The 18,871-nt window shown below is 59.2% G+C and carries 23 protein-coding genes; 10 read left to right on the top strand and 13 right to left on the bottom strand.

Annotated elements, in window-relative coordinates; genetic code table 11:
- Positions 1-523: 523 nt before the first annotated feature.
- Positions 524-889, bottom strand: coding sequence for a YijD family membrane protein (locus G5287_RS15190; protein WP_139442142.1), 366 nt, complete (start codon positions 887-889; stop codon positions 524-526).
- 19 nt (positions 890-908) lie between these two features.
- Positions 909-1,529, bottom strand: a complete 621-nt coding sequence (fabR, locus tag G5287_RS15185; protein WP_005339921.1) for an HTH-type transcriptional repressor FabR — start codon at positions 1,527-1,529, stop codon at positions 909-911.
- A gap of 147 nt (positions 1,530-1,676) precedes the next feature.
- Between fabR and G5287_RS15180 the strand changes: the two genes are divergently transcribed.
- Entirely contained in the window at positions 1,677-2,795 is a 1,119-nt protein-coding gene (locus tag G5287_RS15180; protein WP_421231512.1) for a fatty acid desaturase, read from the top strand.
- Positions 2,796-3,005: 210 nt separating this feature from the next.
- On the opposite strand, the gene G5287_RS15175 is transcribed toward G5287_RS15180, so the two are convergent.
- A complete protein-coding gene (locus G5287_RS15175) occupies positions 3,006-3,161 on the bottom strand; it encodes a hypothetical protein (RefSeq protein WP_155397466.1) in 156 nt (51 codons plus the stop codon).
- 175 nt (positions 3,162-3,336) lie between these two features.
- On the opposite strand from G5287_RS15175, the gene G5287_RS15170 reads away from it, so the two are divergent.
- A complete protein-coding gene (locus G5287_RS15170) occupies positions 3,337-3,963 on the top strand; it encodes a lysoplasmalogenase (protein ID WP_005348507.1) in 627 nt (208 codons plus the stop codon).
- A gap of 78 nt (positions 3,964-4,041) precedes the next feature.
- Here G5287_RS15170 and G5287_RS15165 read toward each other — a convergent pair whose 3' ends face one another.
- Entirely contained in the window at positions 4,042-5,595 is a 1,554-nt protein-coding gene (locus G5287_RS15165) for a DHA2 family efflux MFS transporter permease subunit (protein ID WP_201937527.1), read from the bottom strand.
- The gene (locus tag G5287_RS15160; protein WP_005348510.1) at positions 5,595-6,647 is read right to left on the bottom strand and encodes an HlyD family secretion protein; all 1,053 of its coding nucleotides are present in this window, start codon (positions 6,645-6,647) and stop codon (positions 5,595-5,597) included. The genes G5287_RS15165 and G5287_RS15160 overlap by 1 nt, the downstream gene beginning before the upstream one ends.
- A gap of 96 nt (positions 6,648-6,743) precedes the next feature.
- Here G5287_RS15160 and G5287_RS15155 point away from each other — a divergent pair, with 96 nt between their 5' ends.
- Both G5287_RS15155 and G5287_RS15150 read left to right on the top strand, forming a co-directional pair.
- A complete protein-coding gene (locus G5287_RS15155; RefSeq protein WP_047434586.1) occupies positions 6,744-7,646 on the top strand; it encodes a LysR family transcriptional regulator in 903 nt (300 codons plus the stop codon).
- 9 nt (positions 7,647-7,655) lie between these two features.
- Positions 7,656-7,970, top strand: a complete 315-nt coding sequence (locus tag G5287_RS15150; protein WP_005339933.1) for a DUF2007 domain-containing protein — start codon at positions 7,656-7,658, stop codon at positions 7,968-7,970.
- Positions 7,971-7,981: 11 nt separating this feature from the next.
- On the opposite strand, the gene G5287_RS15145 is transcribed toward G5287_RS15150, so the two are convergent.
- A complete protein-coding gene (locus tag G5287_RS15145; RefSeq protein WP_203119382.1) occupies positions 7,982-9,265 on the bottom strand; it encodes a dicarboxylate/amino acid:cation symporter in 1,284 nt (427 codons plus the stop codon).
- Between the two features lie 209 nt (positions 9,266-9,474).
- Here G5287_RS15145 and G5287_RS15140 point away from each other — a divergent pair, with 209 nt between their 5' ends.
- Both G5287_RS15140 and G5287_RS15135 read left to right on the top strand, forming a co-directional pair.
- Complete coding sequence (locus tag G5287_RS15140) at positions 9,475-9,720, top strand: YecH family metal-binding protein (protein WP_005357633.1); 246 nt, start codon at positions 9,475-9,477, stop codon at positions 9,718-9,720.
- A gap of 99 nt (positions 9,721-9,819) precedes the next feature.
- Positions 9,820-10,419 carry a YhgN family NAAT transporter gene (locus G5287_RS15135; protein ID WP_013724175.1) on the top strand — a complete coding sequence of 200 codons (600 nt, stop codon included), beginning with the start codon at positions 9,820-9,822 and terminating at the stop codon, positions 10,417-10,419.
- A gap of 76 nt (positions 10,420-10,495) precedes the next feature.
- On the opposite strand, the gene G5287_RS15130 is transcribed toward G5287_RS15135, so the two are convergent.
- Complete coding sequence (locus G5287_RS15130; RefSeq protein WP_005357635.1) at positions 10,496-11,464, bottom strand: LysR family transcriptional regulator; 969 nt, start codon at positions 11,462-11,464, stop codon at positions 10,496-10,498.
- Positions 11,465-11,740: 276 nt separating this feature from the next.
- Between G5287_RS15130 and tatA the strand changes: the two genes are divergently transcribed.
- From tatA to G5287_RS15115, 3 genes are all read left to right on the top strand, one after another.
- Positions 11,741-11,902 carry a twin-arginine translocase TatA/TatE family subunit gene (gene tatA, locus G5287_RS15125; RefSeq protein WP_005339944.1) on the top strand — a complete coding sequence of 54 codons (162 nt, stop codon included), beginning with the start codon at positions 11,741-11,743 and terminating at the stop codon, positions 11,900-11,902.
- 16 nt (positions 11,903-11,918) lie between these two features.
- Entirely contained in the window at positions 11,919-12,221 is a 303-nt protein-coding gene (locus G5287_RS15120; RefSeq protein ID WP_101531245.1) for a YfcZ/YiiS family protein, read from the top strand.
- A gap of 228 nt (positions 12,222-12,449) precedes the next feature.
- Positions 12,450-13,871: a transglycosylase SLT domain-containing protein gene (locus G5287_RS15115; protein WP_227341810.1), complete on the top strand. Its 1,422-nt coding sequence runs from the start codon at positions 12,450-12,452 to the stop codon at positions 13,869-13,871.
- Here G5287_RS15115 and G5287_RS15110 read toward each other — a convergent pair.
- Positions 13,849-14,025, bottom strand: a complete 177-nt coding sequence (locus G5287_RS15110; RefSeq protein WP_005339947.1) for a hypothetical protein — start codon at positions 14,023-14,025, stop codon at positions 13,849-13,851. The two genes, G5287_RS15115 and G5287_RS15110, sit on opposite strands and share 23 nt — an antisense overlap.
- A gap of 73 nt (positions 14,026-14,098) precedes the next feature.
- Between G5287_RS15110 and G5287_RS15105 the strand changes: the two genes are divergently transcribed.
- Positions 14,099-15,352 (top strand): phospholipase D-like domain-containing protein, encoded by a 1,254-nt coding sequence (locus G5287_RS15105; protein ID WP_421231511.1) that lies wholly within the window; start codon positions 14,099-14,101, stop codon positions 15,350-15,352.
- 578 nt (positions 15,353-15,930) lie between these two features.
- Here G5287_RS15105 and murA read toward each other — a convergent pair.
- The 5 genes from murA to mlaD are packed head-to-tail and all read right to left on the bottom strand — an operon-like array spanning position 15,931 to position 18,864.
- Positions 15,931-17,187, bottom strand: a complete 1,257-nt coding sequence (gene murA, locus G5287_RS15100; protein ID WP_005336355.1) for a UDP-N-acetylglucosamine 1-carboxyvinyltransferase — start codon at positions 17,185-17,187, stop codon at positions 15,931-15,933.
- Positions 17,188-17,205: 18 nt separating this feature from the next.
- The gene (gene ibaG, locus G5287_RS15095; RefSeq protein WP_005306001.1) at positions 17,206-17,463 is read right to left on the bottom strand and encodes a BolA family iron metabolism protein IbaG; all 258 of its coding nucleotides are present in this window, start codon (positions 17,461-17,463) and stop codon (positions 17,206-17,208) included.
- Positions 17,463-17,735, bottom strand: coding sequence for an STAS domain-containing protein (locus tag G5287_RS15090; RefSeq protein WP_005336352.1), 273 nt, complete (start codon positions 17,733-17,735; stop codon positions 17,463-17,465). Before G5287_RS15090 ends, ibaG begins: the two co-directional genes overlap by 1 nt.
- The gene (locus G5287_RS15085; RefSeq protein ID WP_005336350.1) at positions 17,732-18,364 is read right to left on the bottom strand and encodes an MlaC/ttg2D family ABC transporter substrate-binding protein; all 633 of its coding nucleotides are present in this window, start codon (positions 18,362-18,364) and stop codon (positions 17,732-17,734) included. The genes G5287_RS15090 and G5287_RS15085 overlap by 4 nt, the downstream gene beginning before the upstream one ends.
- A gap of 2 nt (positions 18,365-18,366) precedes the next feature.
- A complete protein-coding gene (mlaD, locus tag G5287_RS15080; protein WP_421172519.1) occupies positions 18,367-18,864 on the bottom strand; it encodes an outer membrane lipid asymmetry maintenance protein MlaD in 498 nt (165 codons plus the stop codon).
- Positions 18,865-18,871: the final 7 nt, after the last annotated feature.

Below are 18,871 nucleotides of genomic sequence, written 5' to 3'. Positions count from 1 at the left end.
TTAGAATACCGGCCTGTCACGCCGGGGGTCGCGGGTTCGAGTCCCGTCCGCTCCGCCACTAATTTGAAGGCCTTCCCTGATGGGAAGGCCTTTTTGCTATGGGCGATTTTGTCCATAAGACCCACAGATTTGCACACCAGAATCAACACAAAGCCCGGCTTCACGACCGGGCCTTGGTGTTTTTAGCGTGTTAAACAGCCAACGTTTGGTTTTTACCTGCCAAGAGAGGGCCAGATAGCCGGTTATTCCCGCCATTTTCGGGCTATATCCGGGCCTTATCAGCCATTTGAACGAGTCTACAAGGGGTCAAATCAGGCTTCTGCCGCTTGCTGACTAAAGGGCAGTCCCATATTTACCACCTCCGCTTCCATCTGCACATCGATCTTGAAGCCAAGCCGTTTGGCTAGGTTGGGAATACCGAGATTGCCGGATTCATCAGGTACAGTTCAAGCAAAGAGACCTTCCCGACGGGAAGGCCTCTTTGCTTTATCTATCAACTGATTACCATCACTCGGTTGATTTATCAGGGCTTCTCTTTGTTGCCAATGCTCAGGCCGAGCTTGATGGAGAGGGCCGCCAGTAACAGCAGCATCATGATCAGGGAAAAGAAGTTGCTGCCAAGCTCCGGGTATTGCACCTTGAGCAGCGCGGAGTGACCGAAGACACCGATAAAGAAGCAGAGCAGGGTACAGATGGGGGTGTTGCCCACCATGGGTTCATGGCGATAGTGCTGGAACAGCTGATAGGCCGCCAGCCAGAGGGCAATCAGCGGGAAGAAGGAGAAAGGCACGACCGAGTTGGTCAGCACGGCCAGAGAGGCATCGCCACAGATACCAATCAGCATGGCCATGGCAAGCGGTTTTTTCGGGATCATAAGCTGTTCAGGCATGTCGTTCTCCATCCTGTGGTCATGGGTGAGGTTCACGGCGCTTCTGGTTTTGTACCTCGGCGCCCATGGCGATCATCCGCAGTTGGCGAATTGTTCGGTCGGAGAGTGCACGGCACTCTTCGCTGGTCATGTCGAGTGCATCGGCACCGGCACTGAAGACGATGGTGACCATGGCTTCTGCCTGGATGTAGGCATCTTCCCGTGGTGCTTCTGTGGTGGCTTCCAGATAATCGGTCAGCTCTGCGATAAAGTGCTGGATTTCGCGAGCTACCGCCTGGCGAAAGGCGGCCGAGGTGCCGGAGCGTTCCCGCAGCAGCAGCCGAAAGATGTTGGGGTTGTTCTCGACAAACTCCATAAAGGTCTGCACCGAGGTGCTGATGACACTGCCACCACCGGCAATGCGCTGGCGTGCCTGGCGCATCAGTTGGCGCAGGGTGAGACCTCCTTCGTCAACCAAGGTCAGGCCCAGTTCCTCCATATCGCGAAAGTGGCGATAGAAAGAGGTGGGCGCGATACCCGCTTCGCGAGCGACTTCCCGCAGGCTGAGATTGGAGAAACTTCGGTTGGCGCACAGTTGGCTGAATGCAGCATCAATCAATGTACGCCGGGTTTTTTCTTTTTGTTGAGCGCGAATACCCACGAAATCAGTCACCTTCAGCTTATTGAGGCCAAATGATAACCCGAAGGCGCCTCAGGATCAGGTTTGTATCCTACTTTTTTACCATTGACCGTGAGGAAATCACCATAGAAAATGGCTAACAGCTGTTCGCTGAAAGGATGCAATGAGATGGCCAGACCCCCCATTATTTTCACCAATACCCTGCTGTTCTCCCTCTCCGGGATAGTGGCGTTGATTGTCGTACCCTGGTACGGCATGAGCCACGGTTACGATTTCTGGCAGTGGGCCAGTTTCCTGTTGTTGTTCTGCCTGAGTGGTCTCTCCATCACCGCGGGTTATCACCGGCTCTGGTCGCACAAGGCTTACAAGGCGCACCCCGTTTTGCAGTGGTTATTTGCCATCGGCGGTGCGTTGGCGCTGCAGAATTCTGCCCTGCACTGGTCGGCCGATCACCGCCGTCACCATCGTCATGTGGATGACAACGATAAAGACCCCTACAGCGCGGGGCGCGGCTTCTGGTATTCCCACATCGGCTGGATGCTGCGGGAACATCAGGGGGATCGCTATGGTGATTACAGCAATGTGCGTGATCTGCAGAACAACCCGGTGGTCGCGTTTCAGCACCGTCACTATCTGACACTGGTGCTGGCGACCAATCTGGGCCTGCCGCTGCTGTTTGGTCTGATCCACGGAGATCTGCTCGGCATGTTGTTGCTGGCAGGTGTCTTGCGGATGGTGATGACGCACCACACCACTTTTTTTATCAACTCGCTGGCCCACATCTGGGGCAGTCAGCCCTATACCGACCGCAATACCGCTCGCGATAACGGCATCCTGGCTTTTTTCACCTTTGGCGAGGGGTACCACAACTTTCACCACCTGTTCGAGAATGACTACCGCAACGGCATTCACTGGTGGCAGTTCGATCCGACCAAGTGGTTGATTCGGCTCGCCTCCTGGTGCGGTCTGGCGGGGGATCTCAGATCCTCGCCGGAGGAGCGTATCGAACAAGCCCGGCTGCAGATGCAGCTGAAACGGGCACAAGCCAAGTTGCGCAAGCAGGAAGATCGCGAACTGTGGCAGGCGCTGCTGCAGGAGGAGTACGACAAGCTGAGCCAGCAGTTGCAACACTATTACGCCAGTCGCAAGCGGCTGCTGGAGCTGCGCAAGCGCAAGGCGCTGGCGCGCTATGACCGCCTCAAGCTGCAACTGGAGTACCGGGCCCTGCGTGACGGCTTCATCGCTGGTAAACGCAACTGGAGTCGTTTGCTGGCTGGTATTGCATGATGCCGTCCGGTTATCACAGAGACTAAAAGAGAAGACCGCCTGCTGGCGGTCTTCTCTTTTATGATTCAACTCAAGCTAGTTGGCTTGGCTCTGCTGTTGCTGCAACTGATCCAGTGCCTGTTGTTCCTGCTGGCTGAGACCCAGTTGTTCGCAGGCCAGCTCAAAGCTGATCCCCAGATGGCGCATCATGATATCCAATAACGGGAGGGCTTAGTTGGCTTGGCTCTGCTGTTGCTGCAGCAGATCCAGTGCCTGTTGCTCCTGCTGGCTAAGACCCAGTTGTTCACAGGCCTGCTCAAAGCTGATCCCCAGATGGCACATCATGATATCGATGGCGGGCAGATAGTTCTTCATAGCTTCTTCCATGGTGATCCTCCAGACCCGTCACTTATGCCCTGAACCACTCGGGGCGGCAATTAGACTTTAGGCTTAGTCCGTCCATTTGATAAGCACCCCTGCCACTGGGGGAGGGAATTTGTTACCCTGCACCATGATAAAAACGGTTGCCGTATGACTGCGAGCAACAGGTGAGGAGCAGGGCATGTTATTGAGTTTCTTGATCATCGCTTCAGGTTGGTGGCATATTCGTGCTGCCTACGGTTCAGACAGCCGCCAGTTCTATATCAGCAAGCCGCTGACCATGCTACTTATCATCGCGTTGGCGTTCGGCTACCAGAGTTATGACCACGATGGTTCACACGCCTGGATCCTGCTCGGCCTTTGTCTCTCGCTGGCGGGCGATGTGCTGCTGATGCTGCCAAGTGATCGCTTCATTCAGGGGTTGGCGGCATTTCTTGTCGCGCATCTCTGCTATATCGTCGGTTTTGCCCAAGGACCATTGCTGCTCAATCTGGTGGATGGTTTGCTGCTGTTGCTGATCGCCGGCATGGTATTCGGCCTGCTGTGGGGCAAGCTGGGGGAGATGCGGATCCCGGTCTTCTGCTACATGCTGGTGATCATCGGCATGGCCTGGGTGGCCGCCGGTGCCTGGCACGCTTCTCTCACTGCCGGTTCTGCCGCCGCTCTGGTGGGGGCACTGATGTTCCTCTTCTCCGACAGCATGCTGGCGCTCGATCGCTTCCGCCGCCCCTTTCCTCATGCCCGCGCCTGGGTCATGAGCAGCTACTTTGCGGCGCAATTCCTGATCGCGGGGTCGCTGGCGGGATAACACCATGCGGTTGAGTACAGGCAACAGATAACGAAAAACGGGCGCTTGCCCGTTTTTCGTTTTATGCCTGGCGGTTTTTCACGCCTCTAGCGGTTCGGCATCCGCTGCCCGTGGGGTGGGGGATTTGAGCAACAGCATCAGGCCGCTGGCGATCAGCAGGAAGATCCCCATGATGTAGAACACCTGATTGTAGGCCATGATGGCCGCTTCCCGGTTGATGGTATTGGCCAGCATGGCGTGGGCTTGCTGCTGGGCAATCTCGGGACCTGAACCCTGCGCCATCATGCTCTGGGCCAGCTGCAGCAGATAGTTTTGCCCCTCGATACTGCTGGCGGCCAGAGTGCTGCCAATCTGCAGCACATGGGTGCGGGTATCGTTGTCGAGCAGGGTCGCGATGATGGCGATACCGAAGGCGCCGCCGAGGTTGCGCAGCACGTTGAGCAGGGTCGAGGAGGAGGGGATCTCGTCGTGGCTCAGGCTGGCGGTGGCGACCAGGGAGAGCGGCACCATGATGAAGGGCTGCCCCAGCGCTCGCACGATGAGTGACTGGATCAGCTGCGGCCCGGCGTAGTTGGCACTCATGTTGACGTTCATAAAGCAGCTGACGGCGAAGATCAGGAAGCCGAAGCTCACCAGATAGCGCGGGTCTATCTTGTGGGTCAGTTTGGGCACCAGCGGTAGCACCAGCAGTTGCGGCAGCCCCATCCACATCAGGACTTCGCCGATCTCCAGCGCGTTGTAGTTGTGGATCTGGGTCATGTAGAGCGGCAGCACATAGATGGAGCCCATCAACGCCATGCCGAGGATCAGATAGGCGAAGCAGGCCAGCGCGAAGCGCGGGTTGTGCAGCAGCCGCAGATTGACCAGCGGGTGACGGCGGATCAGCTGGCTGATGACGAAGAACACCAGCGCCACCGCCGAAATGACTGCCAGTCGCACGATGAAGCTTGAGCCGAACCAGTCTTCCCGGTTGCCCTCTTCCAGTACCACCTCCAGCAGGCCGAGGCCAAGCGCCATGGTGACAATCCCGATGAGGTCTACCCGCTTGATCACCTCCCAGTCCACCGGTTTTTTATCAAGCCCGTGGGCCAGCATGGCCATCACCAGCAGTCCCGGCGGCACGTTGAGATAGAAGATGTAGTGCCACGACATCTGCTCGGTGAGCCAGCCACCGAGGGTTGGGCCGATGGCGGGGGCGAAGGTGGCGCAGAGGCCAAAAAGCGCCATGCCGGTGGCCCGCTTCTGTAACGGCAACAGGGTGACGATGAGGGAAAAGGCCATCGGGATCAGCGCCCCGCCAGTGAAGCCTTGCAGCGCCCGGAAGACGATCATGCTGGTGAGGTTCCAGCTGAACGAGCAGAGCACGGAGGCAGCGATAAAGGCGCCGGTGGTCCAGAGCAGGTAGCGGCGCACACTCAGCCCCCGGCTTAACCAGCCGCTCAGGGGGATGGCGATCATCTCCGCCACCAGATAGGAGGTGGAGATCCAGGAGCTTTCGCTCAGGGTGGCCGACAGGGCCCCCTGAATATCCTTCAGAGAGGCATTGGTGATCTGGATATCGAGGATGGCCATAAAGGCGCCGATAAGGCCCCCCATGACCGCGATCCAGTTGCGACGTGGAATGGGTTCCATCAGTTGGCAGCCACCACGGGATCAGGAGTGCGGGTATCCACGATCACTTCGGTGGAGAGACCCGGCAGCAGCTTGCCTGCCAGCGGGCCCGGCTCGGGGATGCGGATCTTCACCGGTACCCGCTGCACGATTTTGGTGAAGTTGCCGGTGGCATTCTCCGGTGGCAGCAGGGCGAACTTGGCGCCGGTCGCCGGGGCCAGGCTGTCGATGATCCCCTCGACCGGTTGATCCGGGTAGGCATCGAGTACCACTTCGACCTTCTGGCCCGGCTGCATATGGGCGAGCTGGGTCTCCTTGAAGTTGGCCTCGACCCATACCTGTTGCAGCGGCACCAAGCTGGCGACCTGCATACCGGACTGGACGTAGAGCCCTTCCCGCAGGCTGCGCTTGCCGATGATGCCGTCGGCCGGTGCCCGCAGTTCGGTGTAGCCGAGCTCCAGCTTGGCCTGCTCCAGTTGCGCTTCACTCAATGCCAGCTTGGCCAGATTCTGTTTGCGTTCGGCATCCAGTACCAGCAGTCGCTCACGGGCCGCCTGCAGGGCGGCTTGGGCCTCCCGGGCTTGTGCCTGATTGACCTGCAGGCCGGCACGTACCTCGTCCAGACTGTCTTGCGAGCTGTAGTGGCGCTGGTTGAGCTGACTGATCCGGTTGACTTGCTGGCTGGCGCGCAGCTGTTCGGCATTGGCGGAGGCGACCTTGGCCTCGGCCTGCTGGATCAGGCTCAGTTGTTGGGTGCGGGTGGCGGCCAGATTTTCGGCCGTCGCCTGATTGAGGCGCAGGTCGGCTTCGGCCTCCGCGACCCTGGTTTTGTATTCGCGATCATCGAGACGAGCGATCAGTTGGCCCGCTTTGACCGGCTGGTTGTCGGTGACCAGCACTTCGCGGATATAACCGGGCAGCTTGGAGCTGATCCCGGTCACTTCACTCTGCAGGTAGGCGTTGTCGGTGCTTTCAAAATAGCGGCCGTGAAGATACCAGTAACCGGCGAACAGCAGACCGAGCAGCGCCAATATCATGGCTGCCAGCAGGGGAATTTTTTTGTGTTGACTCATTTTTGTGATTCCTGAACTTAAGGGGCGCAGGCTAACACTGGTCAACTGTTTCGATTAGTATTGGTTCACGAGATATACAGTTTCACTGGTGCAACAATGGATCTCAATGCCGCGTTAATTCTGGTGCGTATCGTCGACAAGGGCTCGTTTACGGGGGCTGCCCGCGAGCTGGGGATGACCAAGGCGATGGTCAGCCGCCGCATCGCCGAACTGGAACAGCGGCTCGGAGTGCGTCTGCTCTATCGCTCCACTCGTCAGCTCACGTTGACCGAGGAGGGGGAGAAGTACTACCTGCACTGCAGCAAGGCGGTCGATGCCCTGACCGAAGCCGAGCTGATGCTGAGCGCCAGCCAGCAGGAGGTGACCGGCACCCTCAAACTGGCGGTGCCTATCGAGACGGGGCAACTGGTGGTCGGGCGCTTGGTCGCCAAGTTTTTGCAGGCCTATCCCGCCCTGCAGGTGGAGCTGGAGCTGACCAACCGGGTGGTGGACCCCATCAGTGAAGGGTTGGATGCGGTGGTGCGGATTGGCGACATGAGCGACTCCAATCTGGCTGCACGCCGACTCTGGAGCACCGGGCGGTTGCTCTGTGCCAGCCCGGACTATCTGGCCCGCAGCCCGGTCATCGAGCGGCCGGAGGATCTGGCCAACCACGAGCGGGTGACGGTGAGCAGCGGGTTTCTCGCCTCTCACTGGTGCTTCGAGCTGGATGGCAAAGAGGTGCTGGTTGACCCCCCATCCCGTTTTCGGGTGAATAATATTACCTGTGCCCGGGAGGCTGCGAAGGCGGGGCTGGGGTTGGCCTCGTTACCCGCTATGCTCTGTCAGGATGAGCTGGCCAGCGGCGAATTGGTGATCCTGCTGCCAGAGTGGCAGCAACCCAGGGTGCCGATTTATTTGCTGTTTCCGGAGCGGCAACTGATGCCGCGCAAGTTGCGGGCATTCATCGATTTCATGATTGAGAACGGCGCCGAGTTTGGCATCGACAAGTTGTTGTAAGGGGGAGCTATGGATAACTGGATCAATCTCTATCGCGCCTCACACACCCTGGAGGCACACGCGTTGAAAGGGGCGCTGGAGGCGGAAGGGGTGCTGGTGCGCCTCAATGGCGAGGGGCTGTCTGGCGCCCTTGGCGAACTGCCGGTCGACATGTTGCAGGTGACTCTGATGGTGCGGGCCGAGGATCGCAGCAAGGCAGGAAGGGTCATCGAGCGTTACCAGCAGCGCCAAGGTAACGGCTGGCTGTGCGGCCAGTGCGGGGAGGAGAACGGCGCCAACTTCGACGTCTGCTGGCGCTGTCACCACGATCCCCACGACAGCTGATCTCTCTTCCGCTAGCGCGGCGGGAACTCGATATCTTCCCCTGCGCTGGCATCGTGATAGGTCGCCAGATCCAGCTCGTTTTCGCTGCGGGCGATCAGCACCGACACCAGAATATCCCCCGATACGTTGACCGTGGTGCGCGCCATGTCGAGGATCCGGTCAATGCCTGCAATCAGTGCCACCCCTTCCAGCGGCAAGCCCACCGCCGTCAGGGTCAGGGTCAGCAGCATCAACCCGGTACCCGGGGTACCTGCCGTACCGATACTGGCCAGGGTGGCGATGCTGATGATGGTCAGATAATCGACCATGTGCAGATCCACACCGAATGCTTGAGCCACGAACAGCGCAGTCACTCCCTGATAGAGGGCGGTGCCATCCATGTTGATGGTGGCGCCGATGGGCAGCACCTTGGCGGTGATGGCGGGAGAGACTCCCAGGCGCTTCTCGGCGCAGGCCAGACTGATGGGCAGGGTGGAGTTGCTGGAGCTGCTGGTAAACGCAACCGCCTGGGCATCAACGATGCTCTTGAAGTAGTGCAGCGGATTGAGCCGTGCCAGCAGGAGCAGCAGGGTGCTGTAGACCCCGAGCACGTGCAGCAGGCAGCCGAGGTAGACGGCGCCGATCACCTTGAGCAGGGGCAGCAGCAGGTCGAGACCGTACTTGCCGGTCATCCAGGCCATCAGGGCGCAGACACCGTAAGGCGCGAGCGCCATCACCATCTGGGTCAGCTTGAACATCCCCTCTGCCAGCGAGGTGAAGAAGAGAATGGCGGGACGGCCACGGCGACCGCTGGCATTGAGGGCGACCGCCAGCGCCACCGCAAAGACGATCACTTGCAGGATCTTGCCATCCACCATCGCCTGTACCGGGTTGCTCGGCACCAGATGGCTCAGCACGCTGGCCAGGGTGGGTGGTTCCGACATACCGACCCGCTCATAGGGGCCCATGTCGGCACCCATGCCGGGCTCCAGCAGCCAGCCCATCATCAGGCCGATGCAGATGGCGATGGCGGTCGAACAGAAGTAGAGGCAGATCGCCTTGCTGCCGATGCGATCGAGGGCTTTGCCCTTGAGCAGCGAGGTGAGACCGGCGATGACCGAGCAGAAAATGAGGGGCACCATCAGCATCTGGATGGTGTTGACGAACAGGACGCCAAGGGGCTTGAGCAGCAGGGCTTGCTCTTCAAAGCTGACGCCCAGACCCACCCCTGTCAGCATGCCGATCAGGGTCTTGAGCCAGAGTGGTCGGCGGGTCCAGATCTGCCAGGGCTTGAGAGCCTCTCCATGGAACAGCATGACGCCAATATCCTTATACATTGTCTGCGATGGCCAAAAAGGGGCGCCAGTGTAGCGATCCCTGACGCGGGTTGCCACATTATCGACAAAGCGGTGGCGGTGACCACTCCCCTGACCAGGTAATGCGCAATTTATTGGCCTATATCAAGATCCCTCCGGGCGGGGAGATATTTAATTGGCATTAAATATGTTCATTATTGAGGTGAGAGATGTCGCAATCGGTTCATGGTCATGAGGTGATGGAAATGATGTTGGCGCAAGGGGGGCAATTTACCCGTGCCAGCCTGAAACAGGCGATGGCCGAGCGGTTCGGTGCCGAGGCACGTTTTCATACCTGTAGCGCCAGCGAGATGGATGCGGAAGCGCTGATCGACTTTCTGGCCGCCCGCGGCAAATTCATCGACTCGGCTGAGGGTTTCCAGACCCGCGCCGACAAGATCTGCAACCACGGTTAATCCCGCTGCGAGCGCATCATGGCGCTCGCTCAATTCTTCACCCTTTGCTATATTTCGCCCCCTCTCTTTTCCCTATTCAGGGCGTAGCCCGGGCGTTGTATGGATACTTTTTCTGCCGCAGTCATGCTGTTTCTGATCATGGACCCGCTGGGCAACCTGCCGGTCTTCCTCTCTATCCTGCGTCATATCGATCCCAAGCGACGTCGCAAGGTGATGGTGCGCGAGCTGCTCTTCTCGCTGGCCATCATGATGCTGTTCCTGTTCGTCGGTCAGCAGATCCTCGGTTTCCTCAACCTGCGGCAGGAGGCGGTCAGCATTGCGGGGGGCATTATCCTGTTCCTGATCGCCATCAAGATGATCTTCCCGAGTGAGGGGGGCGTGACCGGGCTGGCGGCGGGCGAGGAGCCCTTCCTGGTGCCGATGGCGATCCCGATGATCGCCGGTCCCTCGATCCTCGCCTCTTTGATGCTGCTGGCCAATCAGGAGCCGACCCGGATGGTGGACTGGTCGCTGGCACTCTTTCTGGCCTGGGCTGCCAGTGCGGTGATCCTGATGTTCTACGAGGTATTCAACAAGCTGCTGGGTGAGCGGGGACTCACTGCGGTGGAGCGGCTGATGGGTATGCTGCTGGTGATGATCTCGGTCCAGATGTTGCTGGACGGGGTTCATCACTATCTGGCGGTGACCGGTCAGGGCTGAGCGGTTTACATGTTGAAGTGAATAAAACGGGGCTACGCAGAGCCCCGTTCTTTTTTGCTGTCGAGAGGGCGTGCCGTCACCCGTGAGTGGTCGCAGCGGGTTCCAGTTTGCTCATGATGAGGGAGAGTAGCAGCTCCCGCAGCCAGCGGTGGCCCGGATCCTCGCTGTGACGCTGATGCCAGATGAGCAGATGGGAGATGCTGTCCAACCCGATGGGCAGCGGCAGCTGCAACAGCGGATAGACCTGGGTAGCGTGGCGAGCGTAGAGCCTGGAGAGGGTCACTATCATGTCGGAGTGCATCCCCATCCGCAACGCCGCCTCGAAGGAGGGCACGGTTGCCTCGATACGCCGGTAGAGATCCTGCTCCGCCAGCTTGTGATCCAGCATCCAGCGGTCCCGCCCCTCGCAGTAAGTCTGTACATGGGGATAGCTGAGGTAGTGCTCCAGATTCCAGTTGGGCTCCCGCAGCGCGGGGTGGTGCTGCTGCACCAGACAGGTGAGATCATCGACCGCCAGCACTCGCTGACAGATGCTGTCGGGCAGGGTATCGAGCCGATAATCGGAGCTGATGCAGTTCTCTCGCACCGCGAAGGCGATGTCCACCTGTCCCTGACTCATCTCGGTCAGACTGTTCTCGGTCCACTCCTCGTAACGCAAGCGGATCCTTGGTGCCTGCCGCTTCAGCTCGCTCAGGTAGAGCGGGGCAAACAGGGTAAAGGCGCTGTCCATGCTGGCGATGACGAACTCTCGCTCCGAGCTGGCGGGGTCGAACTCGGGCGGCTGGATCAGGTTATCCAGCGACAGCAGGATGGGTTGCAACTGCTGCTGCAGTGCAAGGGCACGGCCGGTGGGTTCCAGCCCGTAGGCAGATCGGATGAAGAGGGGATCATTGAAGGTATCGCGCAGACGGCCGAGGGCTTTACTGACCGCGGACTGGCTCAGATGAAGGCGGCGTGCCGCCTTGCTGCCGTTGCGCTCTTCCAGCAATACCTGCAGGATAATCAGCAAATTGAGGTCGATGCGACCCAGTTGTTCCAGCAGCATGATATGAATCCTCTTCAATTCTAAGATGAATTTATACCATTTGTTTTCATATCTTGGCGATCTTATCCTCGAATGGTCTCAGGTTCGCATGAACCACTGGTACAGGATGTAGCGGTTGAGGGGACATGTAGCACAATCAATATGGCGACCTCAGGGTCGCCCTATTTTTTGGCTATGATTTATTTGCTCACTTGCACCTGCCTTGATTTTGCCCAACAATCCCTGCGCTCTATTTTGATACAAGTAACAGATATCTCTTTGTGAGGGAGTATCCCTATGGGACTCGGTGGAATTCATATCTGGCATATGCTGATCCTCTTGCTGGTCGTTGTGCTGGTCTTCGGCAGCAAGCGTCTTGCCAGTGCAGGTGAGGATCTGGGGACCGCCATCAAAGATTTTCGCAAGGCGATGCGTGACGACGCAAATCATCCGAAATAAGCAGTAGGAGTAGAAAATGTCTGTAGACGAGAAAGTTGAACTGAACGAAACCTGTGACAGCTGCGGCTGTTTTGCCGAGATCGGCACCATCATCGGCGAAGGCGACGATGTGATGGAGCTGGTTATTGAAGCCGCGGCCGAGGCGGATGCCCGCGCCAAGCTGGCTGCCTATGAAGCACTTGCCAAACAGGTCACCGCCGAAGCTCAAGTGAGCAGCGAACTGACCCAGGGCGCCAACGGCGTGATCCTGAAAGCCCGCCTGCAATTCACCTGCACCGCCGAAAAACTGATTTTCGAAATGCGGGCCCGCTCTATCTGAGTTGTCTGATAACGCGGCAGGTTTGCCTGCCGTGTTGACCCTTCTGCTGTGGGTCGGCGTTCTATAGTTACTCTATCCCACAGACGTTTTGCCCGGCGCGAGTCGGCCAACAGAAGGCGTAAATATCATGACGCAGCGATGGATCTCTGCCCCCAATCCCACCCTCTATCGTGATCCGTGCTGCCAACAGGCAGCAGGCGTGACCTCAGCACAGGGGCAGCCATCGTGATGCGACGCTGGATTTGGGCTCTGCTGGCCCTCTGCTGTTTTTCCCTGCTGGCGGCTGAGCTCAAGCCGGTGCGTTTGCCCCAACCCGGGGACCTCGAAAGCATTCTGCAAAAGCGCGAACTCAGGGCTCTGGTGGTCTATGAGCGCGGTTTCTATTTTCTCGATCGCGGCACCCAGTACGGCATTCTGGTCAATCAGCTGCAAGGATTCGAGCGCTGGCTGAACAACACCTATCTCGCTAAAGAGAAGGTCAAACTCAAGGTGGTCTACATCCCGGTGCGGCAGGACAAGCTGCTGGACTATCTGACCGAGGGGCGTGGGGATCTGGTGGCGGCGACCATGACGGTGACCCCGACCCGGCGTGAACAGGTGGCCTTCTCCCGGCCGCTCATCTCTTCCATCGAGGAGTGGGTGGTTAGCCAGAACAGCCTGCCCGCCTTCAGCCGCATTACCCAGCTCTCCGGCAGGCGGGTCTGGGTACGGGCCAGCTCCAGCTACTACGAGAGCTTGCGCCAGCTCAACTGGTTGTTTCGCGAGTTGGGGCTGCCCCCCGTCTATATCGAGACGGTGCCCGAATATCTACAGGATGGCGATCTGCTGGAGATGGTGGCCGCCGGCATTATTCCCCTGACGGTGACCGACAGCTACAAGGGGCGGATCTGGCTGAGTGGCATGATCTCCGGTCTCAAGGCTCACAAGTTGATCCCCCTGCGCAGCAACGGCACCAGTGGCTGGGCGCTGCGCAAGAACAGCCCCGAGCTGCTGAAAGCGGTCAATGGCTATCTGGCGAGCGTCAGCCGCAACAGCCTCTACAGCGACATGACCCTGCGCCGCTTGCTGGTTCGCAGCGATCAGATGAGCAATATCCTGGCGCCGGATCCTATGGGGCGCCTCGCGACCATTCGCAAGGTGCTGGAGAAGTACGCCAATCAATACGATCTCGACTGGCTGATGCTGGCGGCGCTTGGCTACAAGGAGTCCGGCCTCAATCCCAAGGCGCGCTCGCCCAAGGGGGCCGTGGGCCTCATGCAGTTGCTGCCCAGTACGGGGCGGGAAGTCGGCATCAACGGCGCCAGACTCACCACGCTGGAGGGAAATGTGGAGGCCGCCTGCCGCTACATGCGGTTGATCCTCGATACCTACTTCAATGATCCCAAGCTGGATCGGCTCAACCGCCACCTGTTTGCCCTCGCCGCCTACAACGCTGGGCCGAACCGGGTGCAGGCGCTGCGAGGCAAGGCGGAGAAACTGGGACTCGATCCCAACGTCTGGTTCGGTAACGTGGATCAGCTGGTGGCCAACGAAGTCGGACAGGGGCCGATCAACTATGTCGGCACCATCTACAAGTACTACGTGGCCTATCGTTTCAGCCTGCCCCAGATCGAGGGCAAGGCTGCCGCTATCGAAGCGGCTCAGCCCTGAGCCGGTTGACCGGCAGGGTCGCCTGCACGGTCGGCAATTGCCAGCCACCGTCCCTGTGTTGCAAAAACCAGTGAGCAGGGCCGGTGGCCGGGATGAGATCTGGCTGGCTGAGCTGGCCCAGATAGCGCAACATCGGGGTATCATGCAGTTCCATCAGCAACTCCTTTTGAATATGTGAAGAGGCTCGCCAGCGTTATGACACCCGGCCATGACAGCAGGATGACACCATGATCCCCGGATCCTTTGCCCTGATCGACGATCCCCAGCTGGCGCTCAAGGTGCGTTGTCACTGGATCCGCCATGCCCGCGAGCGGATCCAGGCGCAGTACTACAGCTGGGAGGAGGACAGCAGCGGCAAGCTGCTGCTGAGCGAGCTGCTTCACGCCGCCCGGCGTGGCGTCAAGGTACAGCTGCTGGTGGATGATCTCTATGCCGGTGACAACCGCTTTCTGGAGATGGTGGCTCACTACCCCGGGATCGAAGTGCGGCTGTTCAACCCCTTCTGGCTGCGGGGCTGGCGCCCGCTGGCACTGCTGCTGGAGGGGCTGCTCAGCTTTCGCCGCATCAACCACCGGATGCACAACAAGCTGCTGCTGGTGGATGGCAAGCTGGCGCTGATCGGCGGGCGCAACATCGGTGATCGCTACTTCGGTCTGGATCCGCAAGCCCCCTTCGTGGATCTCGATCTCGCCTGTCAGGGGGGGCTGTGCCAGCAGATGGCGCAGGGGTTCGAGCAGTTCTGGCACAGCCGCTGGAGTCACCCCATCCGCCATCTGCTGCGCCGCGAGCTGCTGCCCGCCGAAATAGAGGTGGTCAACGACTTCCTGTTCACCATGACGGATCCGGCGGTGGCGACGGTCTATGATCTGCCCGCGGCGCTGTTTGACGAGAGCGATGTGCCGCTGCAATGGCATGAGGGGCGGGCCGAGGTGTGGTTCGACCGTCCCGGCAAGGGGCTCATCTCCCGTCCCACCACCGCCCGTCAGCTCTGGCGCCAGCTGGCTGACAATCCCGGCTCGCTGGGGTTGGTGACCCCTTACCTCATCCTTACTCGCGGGTTTCGGCACCGTCTGGCGCGGCTACGCCAGCAGGGGGTCGCCATCGACATTCTCACCAACTCGCTGGCCAGCACCGATGTGCCGCTGGTCTATGGCGCCTATCAGCGCTATCTCGGCTGGTTGCTGCGCCGCGGGATCCGGGTCGCCGAGTTTGATCATGGTCACGGCAGCCTGCACGCCAAGCTGATCCTGCTGGGGAAGGAGCGGGCGCTGTTTGGCAGCCTTAATCTCGATCCCCGCTCGCTGTTTCTCAATACCGAACTGATGCTGCATCTGCACTGCCTGCCGATCTGCGAGGCGCTGCGAACGTGGCTGGCTCGCTGGCAGGAGCAGGCCGGTGGATTGCCGCGCAAACCCGAGGGGTGGCCAAGGCGACTGATAGCTCGCCTGAGTGACTGGTTGCCCCTGCGCCGTTGGCTGTAAGGCAGCCATTTTTTGTGCGAGATCTCGCAAAGCCTTGTAAGCCATTGCTGATGCCCTTTGCGGGTGAATAACCATGCATGAATCTATCTTTCTGTTTTATAACAATTTAGTGGTGATGATAAGGCTGTTTTTTGTACTCTGATGTGAATGGAATTAGCATAAAAACGTTTTTTATTTTGTTTTTATGCGTAATATTTCAGTTGCAAGGACAAACACGGCGGCTTGTCTGCCGTGTGGACGAAGGTTGTAACGGGTAGCTGGCCGGTTGCATTGCTGCAATTGGCGCGCACTTAAGATGGGTCGCGAACTATCGGAAAGTGAAACAGAGACCTGGCGTGGCCGGACTCCAATATGGAACATGCTATTTGCGAGGGGGTGACATGGACATGTCACCCCACTTTTTTGGTTCTTTGGCGAGTCTCGAGCCAATGAACGTTGGCCGCCAGGGGGCTGGTAAATAGCCTGACACGATATGGACCACTCTCGACCGCATTGAATCTCGGCAGCCCAGATGAATGTAAAAAGGCCCCCTTGCATTAGCGAGGGGGCCTTTTTATCGGCCTGCGATCAGTGGGCTATCAGCCCTTGATGCGCTCGATGCGGCCGCCCAGACCCTGCAGCTTCTGCTCGATGTCTTCGTAGCCACGGTCGATGTGATAGATACGGTCGACGATGGTGGAGCCTTCGGCCACGAAGCCGGCCAGCACCAGACTGGCGGAGGCGCGCAGATCGGTCGCCATCACCTGGGCACCCTTGAGCTGCTCGGTGTCACGGCAGATCGCCACATTGCCCTGCAGTTCGATGTCTGCACCCATCCGTACCAGTTCGGGAACGTGCATGAAGCGGTTCTCGAAGATGGTCTCGGTGACCATGCCGGTGCCTTTGGCAACGGCGTTCAGCACGGTGAACTGTGCCTGCATGTCGGTCGGGAAGGCCGGGTAGGGGGCAGTCTTGATGGTGACCGGCTTGAGGGTGCGGCCAGTCATGTCGAGGGTGATCCAGTCTTCACCCTTCTCAATCAGTGCACCAGCCTCTTCCAGCTTGACCAGTACCGCTTCCAGCAGGGTCGGATCGGTCTTGCGGCAGGTGATCTTGCCGCCGGTGACCGCTGCGCCCACCAGGAAGGTACCGGTTTCGATGCGGTCAGGCTGCACGCTGTAGTTGCCGCCGTGCAGACGCTCGACACCGTCGATGGTCAGGGTGTCGGTGCCCGCACCCTGAATCTTGGCACCCAGGGTATTGAGGAAGTTAGCCAGATCGACCACTTCCGGCTCGCGCGCGGCGTTTTCAATCACGGTGCGGCCATCTGCCAGGGTCGCAGCCATCATCAGGTTTTCGGTACCGGTCACGGAGACCATGTCCATCAGGATGTGGGCGCCTTTCAGGCGACCATCGACACGGGCCTTGATGTAACCATCTTCGATGGTGATCTTGGCACCCATCAGCTCCAGGCCGTGGACGTGCAGGTTGACCGGACGGGCACCGATAGCGCAACCGCCTGGCAGGGAGACGTCAGCTGCGCCGAAACGGGCAGCCAGCGGGCCCAGCGCCAGAATGGAGGCGCGCATGGTCTTCACCAGCTCGTAGGGGGCGACATGGTTGTTCACCGCACCGGTCAGCACGGTGACGTTGCCGTTGACCTTGGTGGTCGCGCCCAGCATCTCCAGCAGCTTGATGGTGGTGCCCACATCTTTCAGGCGCGGCACGTTGGAGAGGTGAACCTCTTCATCACAGAGCAGGGTCGCGAACAGGATCGGCAGCGCGGCGTTTTTGGCGCCGGAGATGGTCACTTCGCCGTTGAGAGTACAACGACCATCGATTTTGAATTTGTCCATTTTTACTTCGTTACCAAATCAGGAGGGCAATAGGAATTTACGTTCGCGTTTCCACTCGGCGTCGGTGAACGCCTTGATGGAGAGGGCGTGAATGGCGTTGCTGGCGATCTTGTCCATCAGCGGGGCATAGATGGCCTGCTGCTTCTTGACCCGGCTCATGCCGTCAAACATGTCACCGACGGCGATCACTTGGTAGTGACTACCGTCCCCTTTGACATGGACTTCGGACAATGGCAGAGCCTCAAGGAGTATCGCTTCAATTTCAGAGACTTGCATTATGCGTCCTCAGTTGTGAGCGGGGTTGACTGAAACAGCCCGGCCACCCCGTAGAGGTTGGCCAGGGTATAGAAATCACTGGAGGCGCCCACCAGTTGCGGTGTGGCGCCTCGCGCTAATACGGCTTTGGCCCATTTGACCAGCAGGGCCAGTCCGGCAGAGTCGAGGGTGGTGACGCCGCCGAGCTCAAGCTGGTCGTCCTGCCACCATTCAGCGCGGCGTTGCCACAGGTCATTGACCTGTGGCGCCTGCAGCTCACCGCTGAGGGTCATGGTTTGAGTACCAGCGGCTTGGCGTTGTGCTCGCGCAACTGGGCGATCACCGCATCGATGCCGTTCTGGCGGATCAAACCGCCCAGCTCGCTCTGCTTGGCGGAGAGCAGGCTGATCCCCTCTGCCACCATGTCGAAGGCTTTCCACTCGCCGGTCTTGTTGTTCTTGCGCAGCTTGAACTCGAGGAAGATGTCCGGCTTGCCGGCCTCTTTCACGCTGACGTTGACGGCGGTGATATTGCCGCTGGGGGCTTTGCCCGGCTCGACCTTGACGGTCTGCTTGTCAAAATGGGCCAGCGCATCGGCGTAGGAGCTCACCATGTACTCGGTGAACACCTCGACGAAGGCATTGCGCTGCGCTTCGGTGGTCTCTTTAATCTGGTTGCCAAGCACCTTGTAGGCGGCGAAGCGGTTGTCCACATAGGGCAGCAGCTCTTCGCGGATGATCACCCGCAGGTGATCCGGATTGCTTTTCACCTGGGCCTGATCGGCCTTCAGGCGGGCAAAGGTCTGCTTGGCAGCCTGATCCACCAGTGCGTTGGGGTCGGTGGCATCGACTGCGGCCTGGGCAGACAGGGAAAAGAGCATGCTGGTCATCAGACCCAGCAGCAGAGCGATTTTCTTGAACATGGTTACTCCTTCTTGCTGTCTGATTTGCTGTCGGAGGATTGGCTGTAGAGGAACTTGCCAATCAGATCTTCCAGCACGATGGCGGATTTGGTGTCTTCAATCAGGTCGCCATCCTTGAGCATCTCGGTGCCCATCTCCTCGTCGGTAAAGCCGGGGGCCAGACCGATGTACTGCTCGCCGAGCAGACCGGAGGTGAGGATGGAGAGGGAGCTGGTATCGGCAAACTCGCCAGCGCTCTTTTGCATCATCAGGGTGACTTCGGGCACCTGGGTTTTCGGGTCCAGTACGATGTCGCTGACCCGACCAACCACCACGCCGCCGACCTTGACCGGCGACCGGACTTTCAGGCCGCCGATATTATCGAAATGCGCGCGCAGGGTATAGGTTTCTCCTTCCGGTTTGAAGCTCAAACCGGCCACTTGCAGGGCCAGTGCCAGAATGGCACCGATGCCAGCCAGCATGAAGGTGCCGACCAGGAATTCTACTTTGCTGAACTTCATCTTTACC

Source organism: Aeromonas sp. 603079 (genome assembly GCF_049172135.1).
GTDB lineage: Bacteria > Pseudomonadota > Gammaproteobacteria > Enterobacterales > Aeromonadaceae > Aeromonas > Aeromonas veronii.
Note: the sequence above shows the minus strand (reverse complement) of the source record. Positions and strands in the feature narration are given on the sequence as shown.

What these genes read in the sequence shown, in the direction of transcription:
- G5287_RS15170 (WP_005348507.1), top strand. Translation starts at nt 3,337, where the DNA reads ATGTTATTGAGTTTCTTGATCATCGCTTCAGGTTGGTGGCATATTCGT.
- G5287_RS15160 (WP_005348510.1), bottom strand. Translation starts at nt 6,647, where the DNA reads ATGAGTCAACACAAAAAAATTCCCCTGCTGGCAGCCATGATATTGGCG.
- ibaG (WP_005306001.1), bottom strand. Translation starts at nt 17,463, where the DNA reads ATGCAAGTCTCTGAAATTGAAGCGATACTCCTTGAGGCTCTGCCATTG.
- G5287_RS15085 (WP_005336350.1), bottom strand. Translation starts at nt 18,364, where the DNA reads ATGTTCAAGAAAATCGCTCTGCTGCTGGGTCTGATGACCAGCATGCTC.
- G5287_RS15175 (WP_155397466.1), bottom strand. Translation starts at nt 3,161, where the DNA reads ATGGAAGAAGCTATGAAGAACTATCTGCCCGCCATCGATATCATGATG.
- mlaD (WP_421172519.1), bottom strand. Translation starts at nt 18,864, where the DNA reads ATGAAGTTCAGCAAAGTAGAATTCCTGGTCGGCACCTTCATGCTGGCT.
- G5287_RS15180 (WP_421231512.1), top strand. Translation starts at nt 1,677, where the DNA reads ATGGCCAGACCCCCCATTATTTTCACCAATACCCTGCTGTTCTCCCTC.
- G5287_RS15135 (WP_013724175.1), top strand. Translation starts at nt 9,820, where the DNA reads ATGGATACTTTTTCTGCCGCAGTCATGCTGTTTCTGATCATGGACCCG.
- G5287_RS15120 (WP_101531245.1), top strand. Translation starts at nt 11,919, where the DNA reads ATGTCTGTAGACGAGAAAGTTGAACTGAACGAAACCTGTGACAGCTGC.
- G5287_RS15105 (WP_421231511.1), top strand. Translation starts at nt 14,099, where the DNA reads ATGATCCCCGGATCCTTTGCCCTGATCGACGATCCCCAGCTGGCGCTC.
- G5287_RS15130 (WP_005357635.1), bottom strand. Translation starts at nt 11,464, where the DNA reads ATGCTGCTGGAACAACTGGGTCGCATCGACCTCAATTTGCTGATTATC.
- G5287_RS15145 (WP_203119382.1), bottom strand. Translation starts at nt 9,265, where the DNA reads ATGCTGTTCCATGGAGAGGCTCTCAAGCCCTGGCAGATCTGGACCCGC.
- G5287_RS15115 (WP_227341810.1), top strand. Translation starts at nt 12,450, where the DNA reads ATGCGACGCTGGATTTGGGCTCTGCTGGCCCTCTGCTGTTTTTCCCTG.
- G5287_RS15150 (WP_005339933.1), top strand. Translation starts at nt 7,656, where the DNA reads ATGGATAACTGGATCAATCTCTATCGCGCCTCACACACCCTGGAGGCA.
- G5287_RS15110 (WP_005339947.1), bottom strand. Translation starts at nt 14,025, where the DNA reads ATGGAACTGCATGATACCCCGATGTTGCGCTATCTGGGCCAGCTCAGC.
- murA (WP_005336355.1), bottom strand. Translation starts at nt 17,187, where the DNA reads ATGGACAAATTCAAAATCGATGGTCGTTGTACTCTCAACGGCGAAGTG.
- G5287_RS15090 (WP_005336352.1), bottom strand. Translation starts at nt 17,735, where the DNA reads ATGACCCTCAGCGGTGAGCTGCAGGCGCCACAGGTCAATGACCTGTGG.
- tatA (WP_005339944.1), top strand. Translation starts at nt 11,741, where the DNA reads ATGGGACTCGGTGGAATTCATATCTGGCATATGCTGATCCTCTTGCTG.
- G5287_RS15190 (WP_139442142.1), bottom strand. Translation starts at nt 889, where the DNA reads ATGCCTGAACAGCTTATGATCCCGAAAAAACCGCTTGCCATGGCCATG.
- G5287_RS15140 (WP_005357633.1), top strand. Translation starts at nt 9,475, where the DNA reads ATGTCGCAATCGGTTCATGGTCATGAGGTGATGGAAATGATGTTGGCG.
- G5287_RS15155 (WP_047434586.1), top strand. Translation starts at nt 6,744, where the DNA reads ATGGATCTCAATGCCGCGTTAATTCTGGTGCGTATCGTCGACAAGGGC.
- G5287_RS15165 (WP_201937527.1), bottom strand. Translation starts at nt 5,595, where the DNA reads ATGGAACCCATTCCACGTCGCAACTGGATCGCGGTCATGGGGGGCCTT.